Annotated in this window: 21 protein-coding genes and 2 pseudogenes; 13 read left to right on the top strand and 10 right to left on the bottom strand. The window is 72.1% G+C overall.

Annotation, left to right across the window (positions count from 1 at the left end):
* Window positions 1-34: 34 nt before the first annotated feature.
* The 4 genes from cysS to OG386_RS24285 all read right to left on the bottom strand — a co-directional run bounded on the left by cysS (window position 35) and on the right by OG386_RS24285 (window position 3,547).
* Window positions 35-1,441, bottom strand: coding sequence for a cysteine--tRNA ligase (gene cysS / locus OG386_RS24300; protein WP_328789862.1), 1,407 nt, complete (start codon window positions 1,439-1,441; stop codon window positions 35-37).
* A gap of 94 nt (window positions 1,442-1,535) precedes the next feature.
* On the bottom strand, window positions 1,536-2,057 hold the full coding sequence (gene ispF, locus OG386_RS24295) for a 2-C-methyl-D-erythritol 2,4-cyclodiphosphate synthase (RefSeq protein WP_328789861.1): 522 nt from the start codon (window positions 2,055-2,057) through the stop codon (window positions 1,536-1,538).
* Complete coding sequence (gene ispD, locus OG386_RS24290) at window positions 2,047-2,793, bottom strand: 2-C-methyl-D-erythritol 4-phosphate cytidylyltransferase (protein ID WP_327384607.1); 747 nt, start codon at window positions 2,791-2,793, stop codon at window positions 2,047-2,049. Before ispD ends, ispF begins: the two co-directional genes overlap by 11 nt.
* Before the next feature lie 271 nt (window positions 2,794-3,064).
* On the bottom strand, window positions 3,065-3,547 hold the full coding sequence (locus tag OG386_RS24285) for a CarD family transcriptional regulator (protein ID WP_003953493.1): 483 nt from the start codon (window positions 3,545-3,547) through the stop codon (window positions 3,065-3,067).
* A 590-nt stretch (window positions 3,548-4,137) separates the two neighbouring features.
* Here OG386_RS24285 and OG386_RS24280 point away from each other — a divergent pair.
* Window positions 4,138-4,836 (top strand): DUF461 domain-containing protein, encoded by a 699-nt coding sequence (locus tag OG386_RS24280; protein WP_328789860.1) that lies wholly within the window; start codon window positions 4,138-4,140, stop codon window positions 4,834-4,836.
* A 319-nt stretch (window positions 4,837-5,155) separates the two neighbouring features.
* Here the strand turns inward: OG386_RS24280 and OG386_RS24270 are convergent, their stop codons facing one another.
* Both OG386_RS24270 and OG386_RS24265 read right to left on the bottom strand, forming a co-directional pair.
* A complete protein-coding gene (locus OG386_RS24270; protein WP_030009598.1) occupies window positions 5,156-5,836 on the bottom strand; it encodes a response regulator transcription factor in 681 nt (226 codons plus the stop codon).
* Window positions 5,837-5,877: 41 nt separating this feature from the next.
* Window positions 5,878-7,077: a sensor histidine kinase gene (locus OG386_RS24265; RefSeq protein ID WP_328789859.1), complete on the bottom strand. Its 1,200-nt coding sequence runs from the start codon at window positions 7,075-7,077 to the stop codon at window positions 5,878-5,880.
* 221 nt (window positions 7,078-7,298) lie between these two features.
* Here OG386_RS24265 and phoU point away from each other — a divergent pair, with 221 nt between their 5' ends.
* The 3 genes from phoU (at window position 7,299) to OG386_RS24250 (ending at window position 8,967) form a co-directional block, all read left to right on the top strand.
* Window positions 7,299-7,976, top strand: coding sequence for a phosphate signaling complex protein PhoU (phoU, locus tag OG386_RS24260; protein WP_030009600.1), 678 nt, complete (start codon window positions 7,299-7,301; stop codon window positions 7,974-7,976).
* 208 nt (window positions 7,977-8,184) lie between these two features.
* The gene (locus OG386_RS24255; protein WP_167344738.1) at window positions 8,185-8,334 is read left to right on the top strand and encodes a hypothetical protein; all 150 of its coding nucleotides are present in this window, start codon (window positions 8,185-8,187) and stop codon (window positions 8,332-8,334) included.
* 147 nt (window positions 8,335-8,481) lie between these two features.
* Window positions 8,482-8,967, top strand: a complete 486-nt coding sequence (locus tag OG386_RS24250; protein WP_328789858.1) for a hypothetical protein — start codon at window positions 8,482-8,484, stop codon at window positions 8,965-8,967.
* Between the two features lie 16 nt (window positions 8,968-8,983).
* Here the strand turns inward: OG386_RS24250 and OG386_RS24245 are convergent, their stop codons facing one another.
* A complete protein-coding gene (locus OG386_RS24245) occupies window positions 8,984-9,541 on the bottom strand; it encodes a TetR/AcrR family transcriptional regulator (protein ID WP_328789857.1) in 558 nt (185 codons plus the stop codon).
* A gap of 96 nt (window positions 9,542-9,637) precedes the next feature.
* Between OG386_RS24245 and OG386_RS24240 the strand changes: the two genes are divergently transcribed.
* The 5 genes and pseudogenes from OG386_RS24240 to OG386_RS46975 form a co-directional block, all read left to right on the top strand.
* Window positions 9,638-10,231 (top strand): DUF2867 domain-containing protein, encoded by a 594-nt coding sequence (locus OG386_RS24240; protein WP_328789856.1) that lies wholly within the window; start codon window positions 9,638-9,640, stop codon window positions 10,229-10,231.
* 243 nt (window positions 10,232-10,474) lie between these two features.
* Window positions 10,475-11,440: a hypothetical protein gene (locus OG386_RS24235; RefSeq protein WP_328789855.1), complete on the top strand. Its 966-nt coding sequence runs from the start codon at window positions 10,475-10,477 to the stop codon at window positions 11,438-11,440.
* Window positions 11,441-11,466: 26 nt separating this feature from the next.
* Window positions 11,467-11,701, top strand: a pseudogene (locus OG386_RS24230) (hypothetical protein); the annotation flags it as partial.
* A gap of 105 nt (window positions 11,702-11,806) precedes the next feature.
* Window positions 11,807-12,109, top strand: a complete 303-nt coding sequence (locus OG386_RS24225; protein ID WP_328789854.1) for a hypothetical protein — start codon at window positions 11,807-11,809, stop codon at window positions 12,107-12,109.
* Between the two features lie 152 nt (window positions 12,110-12,261).
* A pseudogene (locus tag OG386_RS46975) lies at window positions 12,262-12,417 on the top strand (site-specific integrase); the annotation flags it as partial.
* Between the two features lie 9 nt (window positions 12,418-12,426).
* Here OG386_RS46975 and OG386_RS24220 read toward each other — a convergent pair.
* Entirely contained in the window at window positions 12,427-13,188 is a 762-nt protein-coding gene (locus OG386_RS24220) for a phosphoglyceromutase (protein WP_327384598.1), read from the bottom strand.
* Between the two features lie 153 nt (window positions 13,189-13,341).
* Here OG386_RS24220 and OG386_RS24215 point away from each other — a divergent pair, with 153 nt between their 5' ends.
* Entirely contained in the window at window positions 13,342-14,646 is a 1,305-nt protein-coding gene (locus OG386_RS24215; protein ID WP_328789853.1) for an MDR family MFS transporter, read from the top strand.
* Window positions 14,647-14,721: 75 nt separating this feature from the next.
* Here the strand turns inward: OG386_RS24215 and OG386_RS24210 are convergent, their stop codons facing one another.
* Together OG386_RS24210 and mshA are read right to left on the bottom strand one after the other, a co-directional pair.
* On the bottom strand, window positions 14,722-15,207 hold the full coding sequence (locus OG386_RS24210) for a YbjN domain-containing protein (protein WP_030012782.1): 486 nt from the start codon (window positions 15,205-15,207) through the stop codon (window positions 14,722-14,724).
* Window positions 15,200-16,570, bottom strand: a complete 1,371-nt coding sequence (mshA, locus tag OG386_RS24205) for a D-inositol-3-phosphate glycosyltransferase (RefSeq protein ID WP_328789852.1) — start codon at window positions 16,568-16,570, stop codon at window positions 15,200-15,202. Before mshA ends, OG386_RS24210 begins: the two co-directional genes overlap by 8 nt.
* 230 nt (window positions 16,571-16,800) lie before the next feature.
* Here mshA and OG386_RS24200 point away from each other — a divergent pair, with 230 nt between their 5' ends.
* From OG386_RS24200 to OG386_RS24190, 3 genes are all read left to right on the top strand, one after another.
* Window positions 16,801-17,622 carry a class I SAM-dependent methyltransferase gene (locus tag OG386_RS24200; protein WP_328789851.1) on the top strand — a complete coding sequence of 274 codons (822 nt, stop codon included), beginning with the start codon at window positions 16,801-16,803 and terminating at the stop codon, window positions 17,620-17,622.
* Window positions 17,623-17,797: 175 nt separating this feature from the next.
* Window positions 17,798-18,925, top strand: a complete 1,128-nt coding sequence (locus OG386_RS24195; protein ID WP_405787807.1) for a C40 family peptidase — start codon at window positions 17,798-17,800, stop codon at window positions 18,923-18,925.
* Between the two features lie 422 nt (window positions 18,926-19,347).
* On the top strand, window positions 19,348-20,712 hold the full coding sequence (locus OG386_RS24190; protein ID WP_328789849.1) for a PP2C family protein-serine/threonine phosphatase: 1,365 nt from the start codon (window positions 19,348-19,350) through the stop codon (window positions 20,710-20,712).
* Window positions 20,713-20,795: the final 83 nt, after the last annotated feature.

The raw sequence follows: 20,795 nt of genomic DNA, 5'->3' as shown, positions 1-20,795 counted from the left end.
CGCCGGGCAGCACACCAAGCTCAGCTGCCCGGGCTCAGCGGGAGCCGAGCGTCCAGCGCGGACCCGTGGGGCTGTCCTCGATGACCAGACCGGACTGCTGGAGCTGGTCGCGGATCGCGTCGGCGGTCGCCCAGTCCTTGCGGCCCCGGGCGGACTCGCGCTGCTCCAGGACGAGCCGTACGAGGGTGTCCACGGCGCCGTGGAGCTCCTCGCCGCGGTCGGTGCCGTTCCCGCCGTCCCAGTGGGGGTCGAGCGGGTCCAGGCCGAGGACGCCCAGCATGGCCCGCACCTCGGACAGGCGCGCGATGGCCCCGTCCTTGTCGTCGGCGGCGAGCGCGCTGTTGCCCTGACGGACGGTGGTGTGGACGATCGCGAGCGCCTGCGGGACGCCCAGGTCGTCGTCCATGGCCTCGGCGAAGGCGGGCGGGACCTCGCCCGCCGGCTCGACGGGGCCGCCGGCCTTCTCGATGACGCGCTGGTAGAAGCCCTCGATCCGGGCGAAGGCCGACTCGGCCTCGCTCAGGGCCTCCTCGCTGTACTCGATCATCGACCGGTAGTGCGGGGTGCCGAGGTAGTAGCGCAGGACGATCGGGCGCCACTGCTTGACCATCTCGGAGACGAGGACGGAGTTGCCCAGCGACTTGGACATCTTCTCGCCGGACATGGTGACCCAGGCGTTGTGGACCCAGTACTTGGCGAACTCGTCGCCGAAGGCCTGGGCCTGGGCGATCTCGTTCTCGTGGTGCGGGAAGATCAGGTCGAGCCCGCCGCCGTGGATGTCGAAGGCCTCACCGAGGTACTTGTGCGCCATGGCGGAGCACTCCAGGTGCCAGCCGGGACGGCCGCGGCCCCACGGCGTCTCCCAGGAGGGCTCGCCGGGCTTGGCGGACTTCCACATGGCGAAGTCGCGCGGGTCGCGCTTGCCGGTCTCGCCGGTGCTCTCCGGCTGGCGGATGTTGTCGAGTTCCTGGCGGGAGAGCGAGAGGTAGCCGGGGAAGGACTTCACGTCGAAGTAGACGTTGCCCTCGGACTCGTACGCGTGACCGCGCTCGATGAGCCCGCGCATCATCTCGATCATCTCCGGGACGTGCCCGGTGGCGCGCGGCTCGTAGGTGGGCCGCAGGCAGCCGAGCGCGTCGTAGCCGGAGTTGAAGGCCAGTTCGTTCTCGTAGCCGATGGACCACCAGGGGCGGCCCTGTTCGGCCGCCTTGGCGATGATCTTGTCGTCGATGTCGGTGACGTTGCGGATGAAGGTCACGTCGTAGCCGCGGTAGGCGAACCAGCGGCGCATGACGTCGAAGTTGAGGTACGACCGGACGTGCCCGATGTGCGGGGCGGCCTGCACGGTGGCACCACAGAGGTAGATCGAGACACAGCCCGCGGTGAGCGGGGTGAAGTCGCGGATCTGCCGGGCGCTGGTGTCGTACAGGCGAATAGTCACGGCATCCAGGGTAGTGGGCCTGTAGCAGTGCCCCGCGACCCTTTCGGGACCCGGGGCACCTTTGTTGCCGAAGATGTACGGCCGCTGCGGGGGATCAGGCCCGGTTCGTCCGGTACACGAGGGCCGTGGCGATGGCGGCGAGGCCCTCGGCGCGGCCGGTGAGCCCCAGCCCGTCGGTGGTGGTGCCGGACACGGAGACGGGGGCGCCGGCGGCGGCCGCGAGCGCCTTCTGTGCTTCTTCGCGCCGCTTGCCGATCTTCGGGCGTACGCCGATCACCTGGATGGCGATGTTGCCGATCTCGAAGCCCTCGGCGCGGACGATTCGGGCCGCCTCCGCCAGGAGGGTGACGCCGGCGGCGCCGGACCACTCGGGGCGGGAAGTGCCGAAGTGCGCGCCGAGGTCGCCGACGCCGGCGGCGGAGAAGAGCGCGTCACAGGCGGCGTGGGCGGCGACGTCACCGTCGGAGTGCCCGGCGAGGCCGTCCTCGCCCTCCCAGAGCAGGCCGGCGCACCACAGCTCGCGGCCGGTCTCGAAGGCGTGCACGTCGGTTCCGATGCCGACGAGCGGGATCAGCGGGGCGCCGTGCACGGTCGACCCAGTGGGACTAGTAGCCATCGTTGGCCCTCCTGCGGGCGAGTACGGCCTCTGCGAGGACCAGGTCGAGCGGGCGGGTGACCTTGAAGGCCTCTTCGTGGCCCGGGATCACCACGACGGTGATGCCGAGCCGTTCCACCATTCCGGCGTCGTCGGTGGCGCCCTCGCCGTCGACGGCGATCGCGGCGTGCGCCCGCTGGAGGGTGGCGAGGTCGAAGCCCTGCGGGGTCTGCACGGCGCGCAGCCGGGCCCGCTCGGGCGTGCCGAGGACCGGCTCGGGCTCGCCGGGCTTGCCGGGCTCGACCTCCTTGACGGTGTCGGCCAGGGGCAGCGCGGGCACCACGGCGGGCGCTCCGTCGCGCACGGCCTCGATGACCGAGTCCACGGTGTCCACGGGGACGAGCGGACGGGCCGCGTCGTGGATGAGCACGGAGGTGACGTCCGGCGGCAGCGCGTCCAGGCCGGCGCGGACGGACTCCTGGCGGGTCTCCCCGCCGGGAACGACCAGCAGCTCGGTGCGCTCGGGCAGTGCGTGCTCGCCCAGCAACAGGCGCACCTCGGCGGCCTCGGCGGGCGGGGCCACGACCACCACGAGGGAGACCGCGCGGGAGCGGGCCATCGCACGTACGGCGTGGATGAGCATCGGGGTGCCGCCGAGGGCCCGCAGGGCCTTGGGGGCACCGGGACCGAGGCGTACCCCCCGGCCGGCGGCCGGGATCACCGCGGCGGTGCGGTGGGGACGCGTTACGTCAGACATCAGTAGCTCCGAGCCAGGTTTGTGACTTCGGCCGACATGGGTATGGCCTGAAGGGTGCCGGGTGCGACGCCCTTCGCCCCTTCCGTGGACGACCGGTCGAGCGGGCTGCCCGGGCCCGGCACGCCATCGCGATGGCGGCAGTGAGGCAGTAAGACAAAAGGTACGGATACAGACATGCCGCAGCGCCCGGCAACAGGCCTCTCGTGGAGGAGAGACCTTGTCATCGGGCACCGCGGCAAGCTGCGCACCACATGGTGCACGGCGACTCGCGTCAGGACGCGAGCACCTCGTCGAGGAGGGCCTCAGCCTTGTCCTCGTTCGTGTTCTCAGCGAGCGCGAGCTCGCTCACCAGAATCTGGCGTGCCTTCGCGAGCATGCGCTTCTCACCCGCGGAAAGCCCGCGCTCACGCTCACGACGCCACAGGTCACGCACCACTTCGGCGACCTTGATGACATCGCCAGAAGCGAGCTTCTCCAGATTTGCCTTGTAGCGCCGGGACCAGTTCGTCGGCTCTTCTGCATACGGTGCGCGAAGCACCTCGAAGACCCGGTCCAGCCCGTCCTGGCCGACTACGTCGCGAACGCCGACGAACTCCGCATTGTCCGCAGGCACACGAACCGTCAGGTCGCCCTGGGCGACCTTGAGCACCAAGTAGGTCTTGTCCACGCCTTTGATCTGACGAGTCTCAATGGCCTCGATCAGCGCGGCCCCGTGATGGGGATAGACCACGGTGTCGCCAACCTTGAACGTCATGTGACAGGTACCCCTTCCGTGGCTATCCAGGGTAACACGAGAACTGACTGTTATGAATGGCGTTTTCGCAGGTCAGGGCACATCTCGGGGCTTGACAACAGCGACACGAACGTGCTGCGGAGGGCTCCCGGAAGGGGGTCTTCGCAGGTCGGGGGCGCTGCGCGGACTAGGCGAAAGGGCCACGCTACACCTGCCCGGCACCCCCATCAGTGTGACGTACGTCCCGTTTTGCCGGGTTCCGAGTCGCGAAACCGAACTACTCCGTCCGACTGGCGGCAGCCCTCACCGGGCAGGTTCCGGCCCAATCCCGAATTGATCACGAAGTGCCGTTCGAGGGAATCCCCGAATTGATCAACAAGGGTCCGGCGCACGATATGCGAGCGGCACAAGATCGGCGCGGCGAACGGCACTGCGGAATGCAAGATCGCGGGGCGCTGCCAGGGCGGGGGCGGCGCTGCGGAGGGTCGGGTGCGGGGGCGGGGCGGCGGCTCGGTAACCTAAGCGCGCTGACACACCCTTAGAGCGGCTTTACCTCGGCCGTTCCGAGCGTCCACCCGCCCCTTCCGTTCGTCCAAGGAGATGCCGCCGCCGTGAGCCGCAGCCTTCGACGCGGCGCCCTCGCCGCCACCGCCATCGTGTTCTCGATCGCCTCGCTGGCCGCATGCGGTGCGGGCCAGGATGCGCAGACCCTGCAGATCAAGCCGGACAACGCCGCCGCCACCAAGGGCGAGATCGAGGTCCAGAACGCACTGGTGATCACCCAGGGCCAGAAGGGCGAGAAGGGCCCCGCGGTCGTCTCCGCGACGGTCTTCAACAACGGCACCAAGGCGGAGACCGTTGACAGCATCACCCTCCCGGGTAGCAAGGGCAAGGTTGCGCTGAAGCCGGCCGAAGGCTCCGGCAAGGTCACCGTGCCGGCCCTCGGCTACGTGGTGATCGGCGGCAAGGGAAACGCCTCCGCCGTGATCGAGGACGGAGCCGCGGCCGTCCGCGACGGCGAGGTCCAGAAGGTCGTCTTCCAGCTGAGCAGCACGGGCGGCGTCGAGCTGGAGGCCTTCGTGGTCCCGGCCACCGGCCCGTACGCACCGTTCGGCCCGACCGCGGCGCCGGCCGCGGCCCCGTCCGGCTCCCCCTCGGGCTCGCCGTCGGGCGCTCCTTCCGGCTCCCCGTCGGGCTCGCCGTCTGCCGGGGCCTCCGGTGCGGCCGCGGGTGCCACCCCGTCCGGCTCCCCCTCGGGCGCCGCCGCCGGTACGCCGTCCGGTTCCCCGTCGCACAGCGCCGGCCACTGACGCGGACCCCACGTACGCATACGAGAAGGGCCCCCATCCGCATCGGCGGGTGGGGGCCCTTCCCGTACGCCCCTCAGGACCGGGGCCGGGGTCGGAAACGGAGTCGGAGTCCGGGTCCGGGTCCGGCTTACGGCTTACGGATTACGGCTCGAACTTGTAGCCGAGGCCACGGACCGTGACCAGGTAGCGCGGCGCGCCCGGGTCCGGCTCGAACTCCGCTCCACGTGCGCCCCTCGCACGGTGAGGCCCGGGGGCCTCACCGGCTTCGGGACGCTGCGCCGACCTCCGGCCGGCCCCGGACCGCGCGAACGACGTCGGCCTACGGCTCGAACTTGTAGCCGAGGCCACGGACCGTGACCAGGTAGCGCGGCGCGCCCGGGTCCGGCTCGATCTTGGCGCGCAGGCGCTTGACGTGGACGTCCAGCGTCTTGGTGTCTCCGACGTAGTCGGCGCCCCAGACCCGGTCGATGAGCTGCATGCGGGTCAGCACGCGGCCCGCGTTGCGCAGCAGCATCTCCAGCAGGTCGAACTCCTTCAGCGGGAGGTCCACCTTGCCGCCGGAGACGGTGACCACGTGGCGGTCGACGTCCATCCGTACGGGGCCGGCCTCCAGGGCCGCCGGGGTGACCTCTTCCGGCTCCCCGCGGCGGCGCAGGACCGCGCGGATGCGGGCGACCAGCTCGCGGGAGGAGAAGGGCTTCGTGACGTAGTCATCTGCTCCTATCTCCAGCCCGACGACCTTGTCGATCTCGCTGTCCTTGGCGGTCACCATGATCACGGGGACGTTGGAGCGGCCGCGCAGCTGCCGACAGACCTCCGTGCCGGGCAGGCCGGGGAGCATCAGGTCGAGGAGGACGAGGTCGGCGCCGTTGCGCTCGAACTCGTCCAACCCGTCGGGCCCGGTCGCGGCGATGGCGACCTCGAAGCCCTCCTTGCGGAGCATGTAGGACAGGGCGTCGCTGAAGGATTCCTCATCCTCGACGACGAGCACTCGGGTCACGGAAGGACCTCCGGGGCAGGAATGGCTGGAGCGGTTCTGGGTCAGGCAGGGGTCGGGTGGGTGCGGGGGGCCGCCGCCGGGGCCGTGGCGGCTGCTTCAGGGAGTCGCAGGGTGAACGTGGAACCCTGGCCCTCCGAGCTCCATACCGACACCTCCCCGCCGTGCGAGGCCGCCACGTGCTTCACGATCGCAAGGCCGAGGCCCGTTCCTCCCGTGGCGCGGGAGCGGGCCGGGTCCACGCGGTAGAAGCGCTCGAAGATGCGCTCGCGGTCCTTTTCCGGGATGCCGATGCCCTGGTCGGTCACGGCGATCTCGATCAAGTCTCCCCCAGGAGCCGTCACCTTGCGTCCGGCGATGCCGACGCGGGTGCGGGCGGGGCTGTAGTTGACGGCGTTCTCGACCAGGTTTCCGAGGGCGGCGGCGAGCTGCCCGCGGTTGCCACATACCCGCAGGTCGGCGGTGCCGCCCGCGGCCATGGTGATCTGCTTCGAGGACGCCGTGTGGCGGCAGCGGTCTATGGCCTCGGCGACCAGCGTGTCCACGCGCACGGGCTCGGCGTCCTCCAGCGGGTCGTCATTCTGCACCCGGGAGAGGTCGATGAGCTCTTGCACGAGGTTGATCAGCCGGGTGGACTCGATCTGCATGCGGCCCGCGAAGCGGCTGACCGCCTCGGGGTCGTCCGCGGCGTCCATGACGGCCTCGGACAGCAGGGAGATCGCTCCGACCGGGGTCTTCAGCTCGTGGGACACGTTGGCCACGAAGTCGCGGCGTACGGCCTCGATGCGGCGGGCCTCGGTGAGGTCCTCGACCAGGAGGAGCACCAGGCGGGAGCCGAGCGGGGCGACGCGCGCCGAGACCGCGAGGGCCTCTCCCCGGCCGGTGCCGCGCCGGGGCAGGTCGAGCTCCACCTGCCGTATCTCCCCGTCGCGGCGGGTGTCGCGGGCCATGTGGAGCATCGGCTCCACGGCGAGCTTGCCGCCGCGGACCAGGCCGAGGGCGTACGCCGCCGAGCTGGCCTTGACCACCGCGTCGCCCTCGTCCAGTACGACCGCCGAGGAGCGCAGCACGGAGAGGACCGTGTCCACTCCGGGCGGCAGCACCGCGTTGAGGTCGGGGCGCATGGAGCTCCGGGTGGGGCGGGCCTGGTCGCGCTCGCTCCAGCGGAACGCCAGCATCGCGATCACACCGGTGCAAAGACCGGCGATCGCTGCAGCTGCGGCGACCGCCGCGTTCACGTCCATGGATCCAGGTTAAGCAGGCACGACGACACTTCCACAGCCGTTCGGGTGGCACCTCGAACAGTCGTCGCCCAGAGTTCACCCTGGCGACGGGGTTGATTCACTTGTGGTGCCGGAGTCGGACGCGTTTGCGGCTCACCGTGGCACCGTGGGGCCGCTGGCCGCCCCGGCCCGCCCCGGGCAGTACTTGCAGTGAGCAGTAGGTCGAGAGAGGGACACGAGACATGCGCGACGCGTACCACGAGGAACTGGACTCGATCGGAGAAGGCCTGGTCGAGATGGCCCGGCTCGTCGGCTCCGCGATCGGGCGGGCCACGACGTCCATGCTCGACGCCGACCTGAAGCTCGCCGAGAGCGTCATCGCCGCCGACCAGAAGGTCGACGACCTCCAGCACGACCTGGAGGCCCGCGCCATCGCCCTGCTGGCCCGTCAGCAGCCGGTCGCCACCGACCTGCGCATCGTCGTGACCTCCCTGCGGATGAGCGCCGACCTGGAGCGCAGCGGTGACCTCGCCCAGCACGTGGCCAAGCTCGCCCGGCTGCGCTTCCCGGACCGGGCCGTGCCGCGGGACCTGCACGCCACCATCCTGGAGATGGGACAGCTCGCGCAGCGCCTGATGGCGAAGGCCGCCGAGGTGATCATCACGAAGGACGTCGACCTCGCCCTCCAGCTGGAGCAGGACGACGACGAGATGGACCAGCTGCACCGCACGCTGTTCCAGCACCTGATGGACGACCGGTGGAAGCACGGCATCGAGACGGCCGTGGACGTGACCCTGCTGGGCCGCTACTACGAGCGCTTCGCGGACCACGCGGTTTCGGTGGCCAAGCGCGTGGTCTACCTGGTGACGGGTGAGCACGCGGACGACCTCCAGCAGCCGACCCAGGTCGAGGGCGTCTGACACCGGCGCCGGAAGCGGGGGTCCCGAAGCGGAGGATCCGGACGAGGGCCTCGGTACCGCAGGCCGCACCGAGGCATCGGGACCGCAGGCCGCACCGAGCCCCAATGCGCCGTTGACGCGCCGGTACCGCTGGGCATGAATGAGGGCGAGGGCGGTCGTCGTACGAAGTCCCGTATGCCACGGGGCACCGCCCCTTCGAGGAGGAACCATGCCCGATTCCCCCGTCCCCATCACCCCGGAGCAGGAGCAGCCGCCGAGGCCGGAGCCGCTGCGGCTACCGCTGCTCGCGGCCTGCGGGTGCGGCTCCGGCTGCGGCTGCGGCTGCCAGTCCGGCGCCCCCTGCCAGTGCGGCGGCTGACCGCCTCCACCGGCTCCACGTACGTGCACGACGGGCCCCGTCCGAGTTCCCTCGGCCGGGGCCCTTTCGCATGCGTGCGCGCGGAACCGCCGTGGTCACCTGCCCGTCCTAGATCCTGAACGCGTTCGAATCGGTCTTGGGGGTAGCGTGCCGCGAAAGACGAAATGGATGATCGCCCTGGCGGTCCTCTTCGTGGCCGTGGTGGAGGTGCCCGCACTGGTCTGGTTCTGCGGACTCCTCTACGCGATCGACCACGCGGGCGAGACGGAGACGCGCGCCACGGAGTGCGGGAAGGCCATGACGGCGGTCGGCTGGAAGCTGCCGCCCCGCGCGGAGCGCCAGGAATGCCTGGAGATCGACGACCCGGCCTGGCCCAGCCAGTGGTCGGGAACGTTCCGCATGCCCCGCTCGGACGTCCCGGCCTGGATCGACTCCCACCCCGCACCGCGCTACCCGACCACGCCGACCGACGGCTACGGCCGGGCGACCGAGGACGCGTACGGGCTCCGGCTCGGCCTCGACTACCCGCGCTCGCCCAACTACGGGAACGGCGGGATCGACAAGGTGACCGTCGAGGTCCTGTGGGAGGGCGCGGACAGCGCCGCCGTCACGTTCAAGACCTTCGACGACTAGGCGCGCCGTCCGGCGCCTACCTCAGCAGCCAGTCGCGGGTCAGCCCCATGACCTCCGCGTGCGTGCGACCGCCGTGGTCGACGTGGATGAAGTGCTCGCCGATCCGCAGCGAGTAGGCCAGCAGGCAGCGGACCTCGACGTCGTCCTCGTCGGTGCAGATGGCCCGGAACAGCGAACGCAGGTACTCCATGCGCCGGTTGTCGGTGCGCCGCAGCCGCCGCGCGACGTCCTCGTCGCGCCTGGCCCAGTCGCGGATCGCGAGGTCGGCCGTGGTGCCCCTGATCGGCCCGTCGGCCGTCGAGGCGATCGCGAACAGCCGCTCCAGCTTGGCCCGCTCGTCGCCCCCGCCGCTCTCGACCTGCTCGATCACGGCCTCGGCGACCTCGTGCTCCCAGGTGTCGAGCATCTCGGTGAGCAGCGCGCCCCGGCTGCCGAAGTACCCGTAGAAGCCGCCCTTGCTGACGCCGAGCGCCTGCGCCAGCGCCTCGACGCGGACGGCCTCGGGGCCGCCGGCGGCGAGCGCCCGCAACCCCTCCTCGATCCACTTTCCGCGCGGTGTGCGGGTCGCGCCCATGCTGTGCTCCTCCTCACACGACCCTCGTCTATACGGTGCCGTACGGACGAGTGTTAGCCTCGATCTATACGGCATCGTATAGATAGGGGCCGACCGATGAGACTCCCCGAGACCGCGCACACCTCCCGCCCCTGGCGGGTCCACGAGATCGCCGGCGACTTCCGGGTCGAGGACGTGTGGGCGCTGCCGACCCCGGGCGGGCCCGACGACCTCGCCCGCCTGGTGCGCCAGTTCGCGGGCGGCACGGGTGATCCTGCCCCCTCCCCCGTGGCGCGCGCGCTCTTCGCGGTCCGCTGGAAGCTCGGCAAGCTGTTCGGCTGGGACGACCCCGACGGCGGCATCGGCGCCCGGGTACCGACCCTGCGCGACCGGCTTCCGGCCGACCTCCGCGAGGGCGAGCGGGGCCCCGACCTCCGGTCGGCCCCGTTCACCTCGGTCTTCCAGACCCACGACGAGTGGGTGGCCGAGAGCGCCAACCGGACCATGCACGGGCTGCTGCACATCGGCTGGGTCCCGGACGGCACGGGCGGCTACCACGGCCAGCTGACCGTCCTGGTGAAGCCGAACGGCCACCTCGGCTCCCTCTACATGCTGGGCATCAAGCCCTTCCGGTACCTCGGCGTCTACCCGGCCCTGCTGCGCTCGATCGGCCGCGAATGGCGGGAGAACGCGCCCACCCCCGCCCCCTGAGCCGGGCGGCGACCGACGGACGACGGGGAGTCCGGGGCGCTCACCCGGCCGGGGGAGGCGGATCGTTCGGGCGGCTGACGCCACCCTGTGGCGGTCGGTGCGACGTTTCAGCACATGACCAGTGCTGAACGGACTGAACGGACTGAACGGGCCGACCGGGCTGAACGGACGGCGAAGGCGCTCTGGAGCACCCGGTGGCGGCGACGACCGCACGCGGTGGCCCGAGCGACGATGCTGTGGGCCGTGTCGTATGCCGGCTTCGGCCTGGCGTGCGCGCTGAGCGGAACCTCCTTGCTCCACCACGGCGGTGACTCCATGGCCTCCGGGCCGGGCTGGGCGGTCGCGGGGGTGGGTGTGCTGGGGGCGTTGGCCAGCGGAGCAGTGGTGCTGCGCGGGCCGCGCCCAGCGCTACGGGTGCTGCTCCGGGTGGTCTGCGGGCTGGCCGGGATCGCTGCGTTCAGCCTGCTGATGGACGTGATCACGCTGGTGCTCGGTCAGGGAGTGGACAGCTGGGCCTCCGCTGCGCACAAGGTCCTCGCGGCGGTCGGGGCGGTCCTGCTCGCGGCCACGGCCCGGTCCGGCCGCAGCCGCGAGCCCGCCGGGACCGCCGTACGAGCGCCGTCCGCTGCCCCGCGGCCCGTCCAGCTCGGCGCCTGGGCCGCAACCCTGGCCTTCGTCCCGTACGCGGCGATGAAGCTGGTCTGGGCGTCCGGCGGGACGTTCGCGGGGATCACCGGCGAGGAGATGCTCGCGGTCTCGGAGCGCAACGGCGCCTCGGGGCTCTTCCTCGCGCTGGAGTCCTGGGGTCTGGACCCCACCGCACTGCTGGCCGTGCTCGGCGTGTTCCTGCTGTGGGGCCTGGTCCGCCCGTGGGGGCAGGTCTTCCCGCGCTGGACGCCGTTCCTGCGCGGGAGACGGGTGCCGCGCTGGCTCCCGCTCGCCCCCGCCCTGCTCGGCGCCGCCACGCTCGCCCCGTACGGCGTTGCGGGAGTCGGGTACGTGGCCCTGGCCACGTCCGGCGCAGTGACGATGCGGCGCGGTGACTTCCACTCCTCGGGCGACGCGCTCCTGGTCGGCTGGATCGGGATGGTCGCCTTCGCCGCTTACGGAATCGCCCTGACCATCGCGGCCCGCTCGTACTGGCTCCGGACGCGTCCCGCCCGCCAACGGCCCACGGACGGGCCCAGGGACCCGACTCGCGCACGGTGACGCTCCCGGAGCGTTGGCGCCGGGGCGGTCTGAGGCAGCGCGAGATCCTGGGGCTGTCGTGAAGAGCTGGACTTCGAGAACCACACGCTCCACGTCGTCCAGCAGCTCAAGCTGAGCCTGCGCGTGCCCGTGTTCGCCCCGCCGAAGGGCGGCGAGCTGCGCGATGTGCCGCTCCCGAAGGCCAGGAGCCGCGAGCACGCCGCGCGTGAGCACGGCATGCACGCCCTGCGCCACTTCTATGCGTCCGTGCTGCTGTGCGCGGCAGGAAGGGGGCCGGTCCGGCCGGACGGGGGGTCGGGCCGGGCTGAACGGGGGACCGGTGGAGCGGGGAGGTAACCGGGGGGACGGGCGGGGCGTTCCCCGCGCATGAAGCTGAATCGAACCTCGCTCGTCGGCGCTCTCGCCGGCGCCGTCCTGCTCCTCGGCGGTGCGCCCGCCCAGGCCGTCGACAACCCGCTGATCTCGCTCCTCGACAACCTCAACATCTCCGACATCTCGGAGGTCGTGCACGTGCCGGTCGAGCGCGTCCTGAACCCCAACGTCGTCCTGTCCAACGGCAACGTCGCCGCGCTCCAGGACACGGCCGAGTCCCTGCTGGCCAAGCCCGCCGCACCGGCCGCCGCACCGGCCGCGCCCGCCGCACCGGCCGCCGCCAAGCCCGCCCGCTGACCCCCCGCCACGCGAGAGGGCCGTTACCCCGGCCAAGGCGGCCGTCACGCCGCCGAGTCAGCACGAGGGCCCTGCTCCGCGCACGGGCTCGGGTCAGCCGCCGCACCTGCACGGCGCGCCCGACTCGCAGCCGCAGCCGCAGGCTGCGAGGAGCGGAAGCCGAGTACCTCGGGCACTCCGACCCCGGGCCGGCTCCGAAGGTGTACGCACACCTGATGCCCGGCAGCCGGGACCGGGCCCGGAAGGCCGTGGACCCAGGGCATGAGAATGCCTCCCGCCCGCGCCGTACGCGCAGGCGGGAGGCATGATCACGAAGGTTACTTCTTCTTGCCCTGGTTCTTGACGGCCTCGATGGCGGCCGCCGCGGCGGCCGGGTCGAGGTAGGTGCCGCCCGGGTTCAGGGGCTTGAAGTCGGCGTCCAGTTCGTAGACGAGCGGGATGCCGGTCGGGATGTTCAGGCCCGTGATGTCGGCGTCGGAGATGCCGTCCAGGTGCTTGACCAGACCGCGCAGGGAGTTGCCGTGCGCGGCGACCAGGACCGTGCGGCCGGCCAGCAGGTCCGGGACGATGCCGTCGTACCAGTACGGCAGCATGCGCTCGACGACGTCCTTGAGGCACTCCGTGCGCGGACGCAGCTCGTTCGGGATCGACGCGTAGCGCGGGTCCGCGGACTGCGAGAACTCCGTGCCGTCCTCCAGGACCGGCGGCGGGGTGTCGTACGAGCGGCGCCACAGCATGAACTGCTCCTCGCCGAACTCCGCGAGGGTCTGCGCCTTGTCCTTGCCCTGGAGCGCACCGTAGTGGCGCTCGTTCAGGCGCCAGGAGCGGTGCACCGGGATCCAGTGGCGGTCGGCGGCCTCCAGCGCGAGCTGCGCCGTGCGGATGGCGCGCTTCTGGAGGGAGGTGTGCAGCACGTCGGGCAGCAGGCCGGCGTCCTTGAGCAGCTCACCGCCCCGGACCGCCTCCTTCTCGCCCTTCTCGGTGAGGTTGACGTCCACCCAGCCGGTGAACAGGTTCTTCGCGTTCCAGTCGCTCTCGCCGTGGCGGAGGAGGATCAGCTTGTACGGTGCGTCGGCCATGCGTACGAGCCTAGTGGACGCCCGGGGGCGCTCGCGCGCGGTGCGGGGTCCCGCCGGATTGACGGTGCGCGTCAATCGAGTGGCGCCCCGACGCCCGCCGCTCGTAATGTGCACGGCGTACGAGTGATGCTTACACCGCCGGGGGGATCCCTTATGTCCGCTGCCCGTTTGGTACAGGTCGTCCGGGAGAGCGTCTCCGGGCTGCCCCGGGCCTTCTGGTGGCTCTGGACGAGCACCCTGGTGAACCGGCTCGGAGCGTTCGTCGCCACCTTCATGGCCCTGTACCTGACCCTGGACCGGGGCTACTCGGCTTCCTTCGCGGGACTGGTGGTCGCCCTCCACGGGCTCGGCGGTGTCGCCTCCTCGCTCGTCGCGGGCGTGATGACCGACCGGCTCGGGCGCCGGCCCACGCTGCTGGCGGCCCAGGCGTCGACCGCCTTCTCGGTGGCGCTGCTCGGCTTCATGGAGCACCCGGCGGCGATCGCGGCCGTGGCCCTGCTGGTCGGCATGACCTCGAACGCCTCCCGGCCGGCGGTCGCGGCGATGATGGCGGACATCGTCCGCCCCGAGGACCGCGTACGGGCCTTCGCGCTCAACTACTGGGCCATCAACCTCGGCTTCGCCGTCAGCGCCACGGCGGCCGGGTTGATCGCGGAGTACAGCTACCTGGCCGGCTTCCTGGGCGAGGCCGCGCTGACGCTGGTCTGCGCGGTGCTGGTCTTCGTCAAGCTGCCCGAGTCGCGGCCGGACCGGCCCGCCCGGGCCGAGGGCGCGTCGGCCACCACCGGCGAGGAGCCGGAGATCGGGCTCGGGACCGTACTGCGGGACGGACGGTTCATGGGTGTCGTCGGGCTGTCGTTCCTGATCTCGCTGATCTTCACGCAGGGCTCGGTCGGCCTGCCGGTCGCGATGGGCTCCGCGGGCTTCTCGCCCAGGGACTACGGGCTGGTCATCGCCGCGAACGGGCTGCTCATCGTGCTGCTGCAGATCCCGGTCACGGCGTTCATCCAGCGGCGCGACCCGCAGAAGCTGCTGGTGGTCTCGGCACTGCTGGCCGGGTACGGGTTCGCGCTGACGGCGTTCGCCGGGCCGGTGTGGGCGTACGCGCTGACGGTGTGCGTGTGGACGCTGGCCGAGATCGTGAACTCGCCGACCCAGATGAGCCTGGTCGTACGGCTCTCGCCGGTCCACGGACGCGGCCGCTACCAGGGGGTCTACAACCTGTCCTGGGCGGTGGCCGCGCTGGTGGCGCCGCTGATGGCGGGCTTCCTGATCGACCGGTACGGGGCCGACTGGCTGTGGGGGGCCACCGCCGCCCTCGGCACGGTCGCGGCGGCCGGCTACTGGCTGCTGATGCGGGGTCTCTCCGAGGGTGACGCGAGTACGGGCGGTACGACTGTGGCCGGTGGTGCTCCCGCACCGGCGGCCAAGCCGGTTCCGGCTGACGCCGAGGTGTAGCGCGGCCTGGGCCGCATGCCGGGGCTCCGCCCCGGACCCAGCGCCTCAAACGCCGGCGCGGCTGCGTTTCACCCGTTACGACGGCTGCGTCAGGTGCTTGAACGCGTCGAGGTTGAAGGTCGGCTCGCCGCGCGAGACCCGCCACTCGTACTCGCGCCGGATCGCGCTCGCGAAGCCCAGCTCCAGCAACGTGTTGAAGGAGCCGTCCGCCGCCTCCAGCACGGTGCCGAGCAGCCGGTCCAGCTCCTCCGGGTCGACGACCGACAGCGGGAGCCGGGCCGTCAGGTAGATGTCGCCGAGGCGGTCCACCGCGTACGCCATGCCGTACAGCTTGAGGTTGCGCTCCAACAGCCAGCGGTGGACGCCCGCCTCGTTCTCGTCGGGGTGGCGGATCACGAAGGCGTTGACCGACAGCGAGTGCCGTCCGACCTTCAGCGAGCAGGTGGTGCTCAGCTTGCGGGTGCCGGGGAGCTGGACGACGTAGGACCCCGGCTCGGGGCTCTCCCAGCTCAGCTCCGCGCCGGTGAGCGCGCTCTCGATGATCTCGGCGGTGTCAGCCATGGTGGGAGCGTACGCGACGGCGATGATCATGCATGGCCGCGGTGTAGACGTCGGCCGTGCCGCCCGCCGCGGTGTCCCAGCCGAAGAACTGCGCGTGCCGCGCCGCCGCGGCGCCCATCCGGTCCGCGAGCGCCGGCTCGTCCACGAAGCGCCGCAGCTCCCGCGCGTAGTCCACCGGGTCGTGCCCAGGTACGAGGATCCCCGTGACCCCGTCGTTGACGGCGACGGGCAGCCCGCCGACCTCGGCGGCGAGCACCGGCGTGCCGGCGGCCTGGGCCTCTATCGCGACGAGCCCGAAGGACTCGTTGTAGGAGGGCATGACCAGCACGGACGCCGCCCGGAACCAGTCCGCGAGGCCGTCCTGCGCGACCGGCGGGTGGAAGTGCACGAGGTCGGCGATGCCGAGCTTCGCGGCGAGCTTGTGCAGGCCTTCCGGCTTGGCGAGGCCGCTGCCGCTGGGCCCGCCGACGACGGGGACGAAGAGGCGGCGGCGCAGCGAGGGGTCCTGGTCGACCATGACGGCTACGGCGCGCAGCAGGATGTCGGGGGCCTTCAGCGGCTGGATCCGGCCGGCGAAGAGGGGGATGACGGCGTCCCGCGGGAGGCCGAGGCGGGCACGGGCGGCGGACCGACCGTCGCCGACGGTGAACCGGTCGAGGTTCACTCCGGGGTGGACGACGGCCACCTTGGCGGGGTCGGCCTCGTAGTGCCGGACGAGCTCGTCGGCCTCCTCGGCGGTGTTCGCGATGAGCCGGTCGGCGGCGGCCACGATCTGGGTCTCGCCTATGACGCGGGCGGCGGGCTCGGGCGTGTCCCCCTCGGCCAGCGCCGCGTTCTTGACCTTCGCCATGGTGTGCATGGCGTGCACGAGCGGGACGCCCCAGCGCTGCGCGGCGAGCCAGCCCACGTGGCCGGAGAGCCAGTAGTGGGAGTGGACGAGGTCGTAGTAGCCGGGGCGGTGGCCGGCCCAGGCCTGCATGACGCCGTGGGTGAAGGCGCACAGCTGGGCCGGGAGCTCCTCCTTCGCGAGGCCTTCGTAGGGGCCCGCGTCCACGTGCCGTACGAGGACTCCGGGGGCCAGGTCGACCACGGGTGGCAGCCCGCCGGTGGTGGCCCGGGTGAAGATCTCGACCTCGATGTTGATCGCGGCGAGCCGCTTGGCCAGCTCGACGATGTAGACGTTCATGCCGCCGGCGTCGCCGGTACCGGGCTGGTGCAGCGGTGAGGTGTGCACGCTGAGCATGGCCACGCGGCGCGGCTTGCGGTGGTGACCGACGGCGGGAAGGCGCAGGCGGGGCGGGTCGTGGCGGGTGGCACGGGCGGCGGCGAGGCGGCCACTGAGGCGGGACACGTACTGGCTCAAGGGACCAGTCCTCTCGGCTCGGACGGCGCACGCACGACGCTCGGACGGCATGACGGACCGCATGCCGGACGGCATGACGGCGAGGGCGCGGAAGACGCCCTGCAAGGAGTGCAACCCGGATGGCCGTCCCGCGCATTCCGGGGTGTCCGGTTTTCCCGGAGGATTCCTCTTCTCCAGTGGTGCGCAGCGGGATTTTCCCGGTGCGCGGGCCCTCCGCTTACCCTCGGCTCATGGCCTCCCGCAGTACCCCGCCCTCCAGCCGCGCGCCCGGCCGCCCCGTGGGCTCGGTGACCCGCGGGACGACCAATCCGAACCGGTTGCGCCGGATGGACCGCTGGATCGCGGCCACCCACGGGGCCGCGCTGCGGCGCGCGGAGGCGCCGATCGCGGTGGACCTCGGCTACGGGGCCGCGCCCTGGACGGCGGTCGAGCTGCTGGCACGGCTGCGGGACGCGGCGCCGCGGGTACGGGTGGTCGGCATCGAGATCGAGCCGGCGCGGGTGGCGGGTGCGAAGCCCTACGAGCGGGAGGGGCTGAGCTTCCGGCACGGCGGTTTCGAGGTGCCGCTGGACGGCGGGGCCCGGCCGACACTGATCCGCGCGGCGAACGTATTGCGCCAGTACGACGAGGAGCAGGTCGCCGAGGTGTGGGCGCGGCTGTGCGGGCGGCTGGCCCCGGACGGGCTGCTCGTGGAGGGGACCTGCGACGAGATCGGGCGGCGGCACGTGTGGGTGGCACTGGGCCCGGAGGGGGCGCGCACGGTGACGTTCGCGACCCGGCTGGGCTCCCTGGAGCGCCCCTCCGACCTGGCGGAACGGCTGCCGAAGGCGCTGATCCACCGGAACGTGCCGGGCGAGCCGGTGCACGCGTTCCTGCGCGACTTCGACCGGGCGTGGGCGGCGGCGGCTCCGTACGCCGCGTACGGGGCGCGGCAGCGCTGGATCCGGACGGCGCGGGCGCTGTCCGGCGACTGGCCTCTGGTGGACGGGCCGCGGCGGTGGCGGCAGGGGGAACTGACCTTGCCCTGGGAGGCGTTGCGCCCGGCGGGGTGAATGCGGCGTGCGGGGGAACCGGGGGCGGGGGCGTTCCGTTGAACCGTGCGGGGTCGGGAAGGTCGTCCGTTGGGGCGGACAAGATCGGATTGCCGTCCACAAGGGTGTTGGAATTCATCGACTCGTGGCACCATCCCGATGGCAGCGATAAGTTACTGATGAATAGTCAGATCTGATGCGAGGTCTGGCTCGGGTGCCTGGGGGGACCATGGGAGCCGCAAGGCGACGGCGAGGCGCAAGTTCTCTCGTGCTGCTGTGCACGATGGCGATACTGACGGCGCCGGGCCTCGCCACGGGCATGGCGTACGCCGCTCCGGCGGCCCCGGTGGCTCCCGCAGCACCGGCCGCGCCCCTCCCCGAACCGGGCGGCAAGTCCCTGGAACAGGTCCGCAAGGAGATCGAGGAGCTGTACCGGCAGGCCGGTACCGCCACGGACGCCTACAACCTCGCCGAGGCCGAGACCAAGGCCCAGTCGGACAAGATCGTCGAGATCGCCAATCTCGTCGTCGCCGGCAAGGAGCGGATCACCGCCCTGAAGAACCGGGCGGGCGCCGCCGCCCGCGCCCAGTACCGCACGGGCGGAATGCCGCCGGGCGCGCAGCTGGCGCTGAGCGACGACCCGAACCACTACCTCGACGGGGCGGGTCGGCTGCGCGAGGGCGAGAAGGCCACCTCGGGCATGCTCTCCGAACTGGACCGGACCCAGGCCGACTTGCAGCGCTACGCCGAGGAGGCGAGCGAGCGCTGGGCCACCCTGGAGGCCAACCGGGTCAAGTCGGAGGACGCCAAGAAGCAGATCGAGGAGAAGATCAAGGCCGCTGAGGAGCTGGAGAGCAAGCTGGAGGCCGAGGAGAAGGCCCGGCTGATCCAGCTGGAGCAGGAAGCCCAGTACAAGGCCCAGACGGCGTGGCTGTCGACGGGCGCGATGAAGGACGTCAAGGGCACGGCCACGGATGCGGGCAAGCGGGCCGTGCAGTTCGCCACCGCCCAGATCGGCAAGCCGTACAAATGGGGCGCCGTGGGTCCGTCGTCGTTCGACTGCTCCGGGCTGACCTCCCAGGCCTGGCTGGCGGCGGGCCGGGGCATCCCGCGCACCTCGCAGGAGCAGCTGCGGCTGCTGCCGAAGGTCGCGCTGAAGGACATGCGCCCGGGCGACCTGATCATCTACTTCGACGACGCGACCCACGTCGGCATGTACGTCGGCGACGGCGCGATGGTCCACGCCCCGCGCCCCGGCCGGAACATCACGCTGGCGGGTGCGGGCTCGATGCCGATCAAGGCCGTGGTCCGCCCCGACGCGTAGCCCCTGCGGGGTCGCTCGGCGGCGGAGCCGGGGCTCGGCGGCCCCTGCCGGGGGGGTCCCCGCCGGGGCTCCGCTCCTCAAACGCCGGAGGGCTGGAAGGCACGCCGGCCGGCCGGAAGCTCGGAGCGGGGCGAAAACCCGGCCTCGCCGGCGTTTGGGGCGCGGGGTCCGGGGCGGAGCCCCGGTCTTTCGGCCGCGCCGGCCCGGGACGGAGGCAACCTCCGGGGGCCCGGACACGTCTCGCTGAACGGGACGGAACGCGGCCCCGCCGTGACCTTTGTCATCCAGTGAGCCGATTTTCCCCCGCGATAACCGCATATGACGGAGGCCCTCGCCAAGAACGGCATTCCGTTCGTCGGGCCGGGACCGCTAGGGTCTGCCGGACGAGCGCACCCTCGGGGGGAGGGAAGGAACCGGAGACGATGCCCGTACCCGTACCGCGGCAGAGGGACACCTCGGCCACGGAGAGCGGTCAGGCCGTTCTGCACACCGCCGCCCCGGCCGTAGCCGCCACGGGCGTCGCTCAGGCGACCCCTCACGCGACCCCGCTGACCCTCCTGGTCATCGAGGACGACCCGGCCGGCGGCCTCACCATCCCCGAGATCCTCGACGCGGACGGGCACCGCATCCGGGTCCGCACCGCCCGCAACCTCACCGAGGCCGAGCGGCTGCTCACGCCCGACGTGCACTGCATCCTCCTCGACCTGTCCCTCCCGGACGCCAGCGCCCGTACGCCGGGAGCTGCGGCCAATGGCTCGGCCAACGGGACGGCCAACGGGACCGGCACCGCCGCCGGCACCGCCATCGCCGTGGACGAGCTGGTCGCCCTCCGCCAGGTGCTGCGCATCGCCCCGCGCCACGCCGTCCTCGTCCTCACCGGCGAGGACGATGCCGAACGCGCCGCCGAGGCCGTCCGGGTCGGCGCCCAGGACTTCCTCTTCCGGGACGAGCTGGACGGCCGGCTGCTGAGCCGCGCCATCCGCTACGCCGTGGAGAGAAAGCGGGCGGACATCGCCCAGTACAAGCTCGCAGAATCGAAACTGCGCGCCCAGGAGAACGCCCGCCTGGAACGCGGCCTGCTCCCCACGCCCCTCCTGGAGGGCTCCGACCTCCGCTTCGCCGCCCGCTACCGCCCCGGCCGCAGCCGGGCCCTGCTCGGCGGTGACTTCTACGACACCGTCCGCACCCCCGACGGCACCGTCCACGCCATGATCGGCGACGTCTGCGGCCACGGCCCCGACGAGGCCGCGCTCGGCGTCGAGCTCCGCATCGCCTGGCGCGCCCTGACCCTGGCCGGCCTCTGCGGCGACGACCTGCTGGCCACCCTCCAGGAGGTCCTGGAGGTGGAGCGACCGTGCGAGGAGATATTCGCGACGCTGTGCACGGTCGACATCGCCCCGGACGGACGCCGCGCCGGTCTGTGCCTGGCCGGCCATCCGGCCCCGCTGATCTCCCGGCCGGGCCGCCGCGCGCGGCTGCTCCCGTACGAGAACAGCGGCCCGGCCCTAGGGCTGCTGCCCCGGGCCCGCTGGCCGCGCCGCCAGGTGGAGCTCGGCGGCACCTGGAGCCTGATGCTCTACACCGACGGCCTGATCGAGGGCCACATCGGCGAGGGCAAGGAACGTCTGGGCCAGGACGGCATGGTCGACATGATCAACCGCCACCTGGACCTCGGTCTGAGCGGTGAGGGCCTGCTGGAGGCCTCCGTCACCGAGGCCCGCCGGCTCAACGGCGGCGAGCTGACCGACGACGTGGCCGTGGTCCTGCTCTCCCGCGCCGAGGGCTGAGCCCGCCGCGCTCCGGCGCCGCGCCCGGGCCCCCACGGGCTCAGGCCCGGCCAAGGCTCCGGATCCGGCTCCGGTCGCAGTGC

Source organism: Streptomyces sp. NBC_00273 (genome assembly GCF_036178145.1).
Lineage (GTDB): Bacteria > Actinomycetota > Actinomycetes > Streptomycetales > Streptomycetaceae > Streptomyces.
The sequence above is the reverse complement of the archived record's forward strand: the minus strand, read 5'-3'. Positions and strand labels throughout refer to the sequence as shown.

Excerpts from the sequence above, each read along its gene's own strand:
- ispF (WP_328789861.1), bottom strand. The coding sequence starts at position 2,057 with ATGGCTACTAGTCCCACTGGGTCGACCGTGCACGGCGCCCCGCTGATC.
- ispD (WP_327384607.1), bottom strand. The coding sequence starts at position 2,793 with ATGTCTGACGTAACGCGTCCCCACCGCACCGCCGCGGTGATCCCGGCC.
- OG386_RS24285 (WP_003953493.1), bottom strand. The coding sequence starts at position 3,547 with ATGACGTTCAAGGTTGGCGACACCGTGGTCTATCCCCATCACGGGGCC.
- OG386_RS24265 (WP_328789859.1), bottom strand. The coding sequence starts at position 7,077 with ATGGACGTGAACGCGGCGGTCGCCGCAGCTGCAGCGATCGCCGGTCTT.
- phoU (WP_030009600.1), top strand. The coding sequence starts at position 7,299 with ATGCGCGACGCGTACCACGAGGAACTGGACTCGATCGGAGAAGGCCTG.
- OG386_RS24255 (WP_167344738.1), top strand. The coding sequence starts at position 8,185 with ATGCCCGATTCCCCCGTCCCCATCACCCCGGAGCAGGAGCAGCCGCCG.
- OG386_RS24245 (WP_328789857.1), bottom strand. The coding sequence starts at position 9,541 with ATGGGCGCGACCCGCACACCGCGCGGAAAGTGGATCGAGGAGGGGTTG.
- OG386_RS24240 (WP_328789856.1), top strand. The coding sequence starts at position 9,638 with ATGAGACTCCCCGAGACCGCGCACACCTCCCGCCCCTGGCGGGTCCAC.
- OG386_RS24225 (WP_328789854.1), top strand. The coding sequence starts at position 11,807 with ATGAAGCTGAATCGAACCTCGCTCGTCGGCGCTCTCGCCGGCGCCGTC.
- OG386_RS24220 (WP_327384598.1), bottom strand. The coding sequence starts at position 13,188 with ATGGCCGACGCACCGTACAAGCTGATCCTCCTCCGCCACGGCGAGAGC.
- OG386_RS24215 (WP_328789853.1), top strand. The coding sequence starts at position 13,342 with ATGTCCGCTGCCCGTTTGGTACAGGTCGTCCGGGAGAGCGTCTCCGGG.
- OG386_RS24210 (WP_030012782.1), bottom strand. The coding sequence starts at position 15,207 with ATGGCTGACACCGCCGAGATCATCGAGAGCGCGCTCACCGGCGCGGAG.
- OG386_RS24200 (WP_328789851.1), top strand. The coding sequence starts at position 16,801 with ATGGCCTCCCGCAGTACCCCGCCCTCCAGCCGCGCGCCCGGCCGCCCC.
- OG386_RS24195 (WP_405787807.1), top strand. The coding sequence starts at position 17,798 with ATGCGAGGTCTGGCTCGGGTGCCTGGGGGGACCATGGGAGCCGCAAGG.
- OG386_RS24190 (WP_328789849.1), top strand. The coding sequence starts at position 19,348 with ATGCCCGTACCCGTACCGCGGCAGAGGGACACCTCGGCCACGGAGAGC.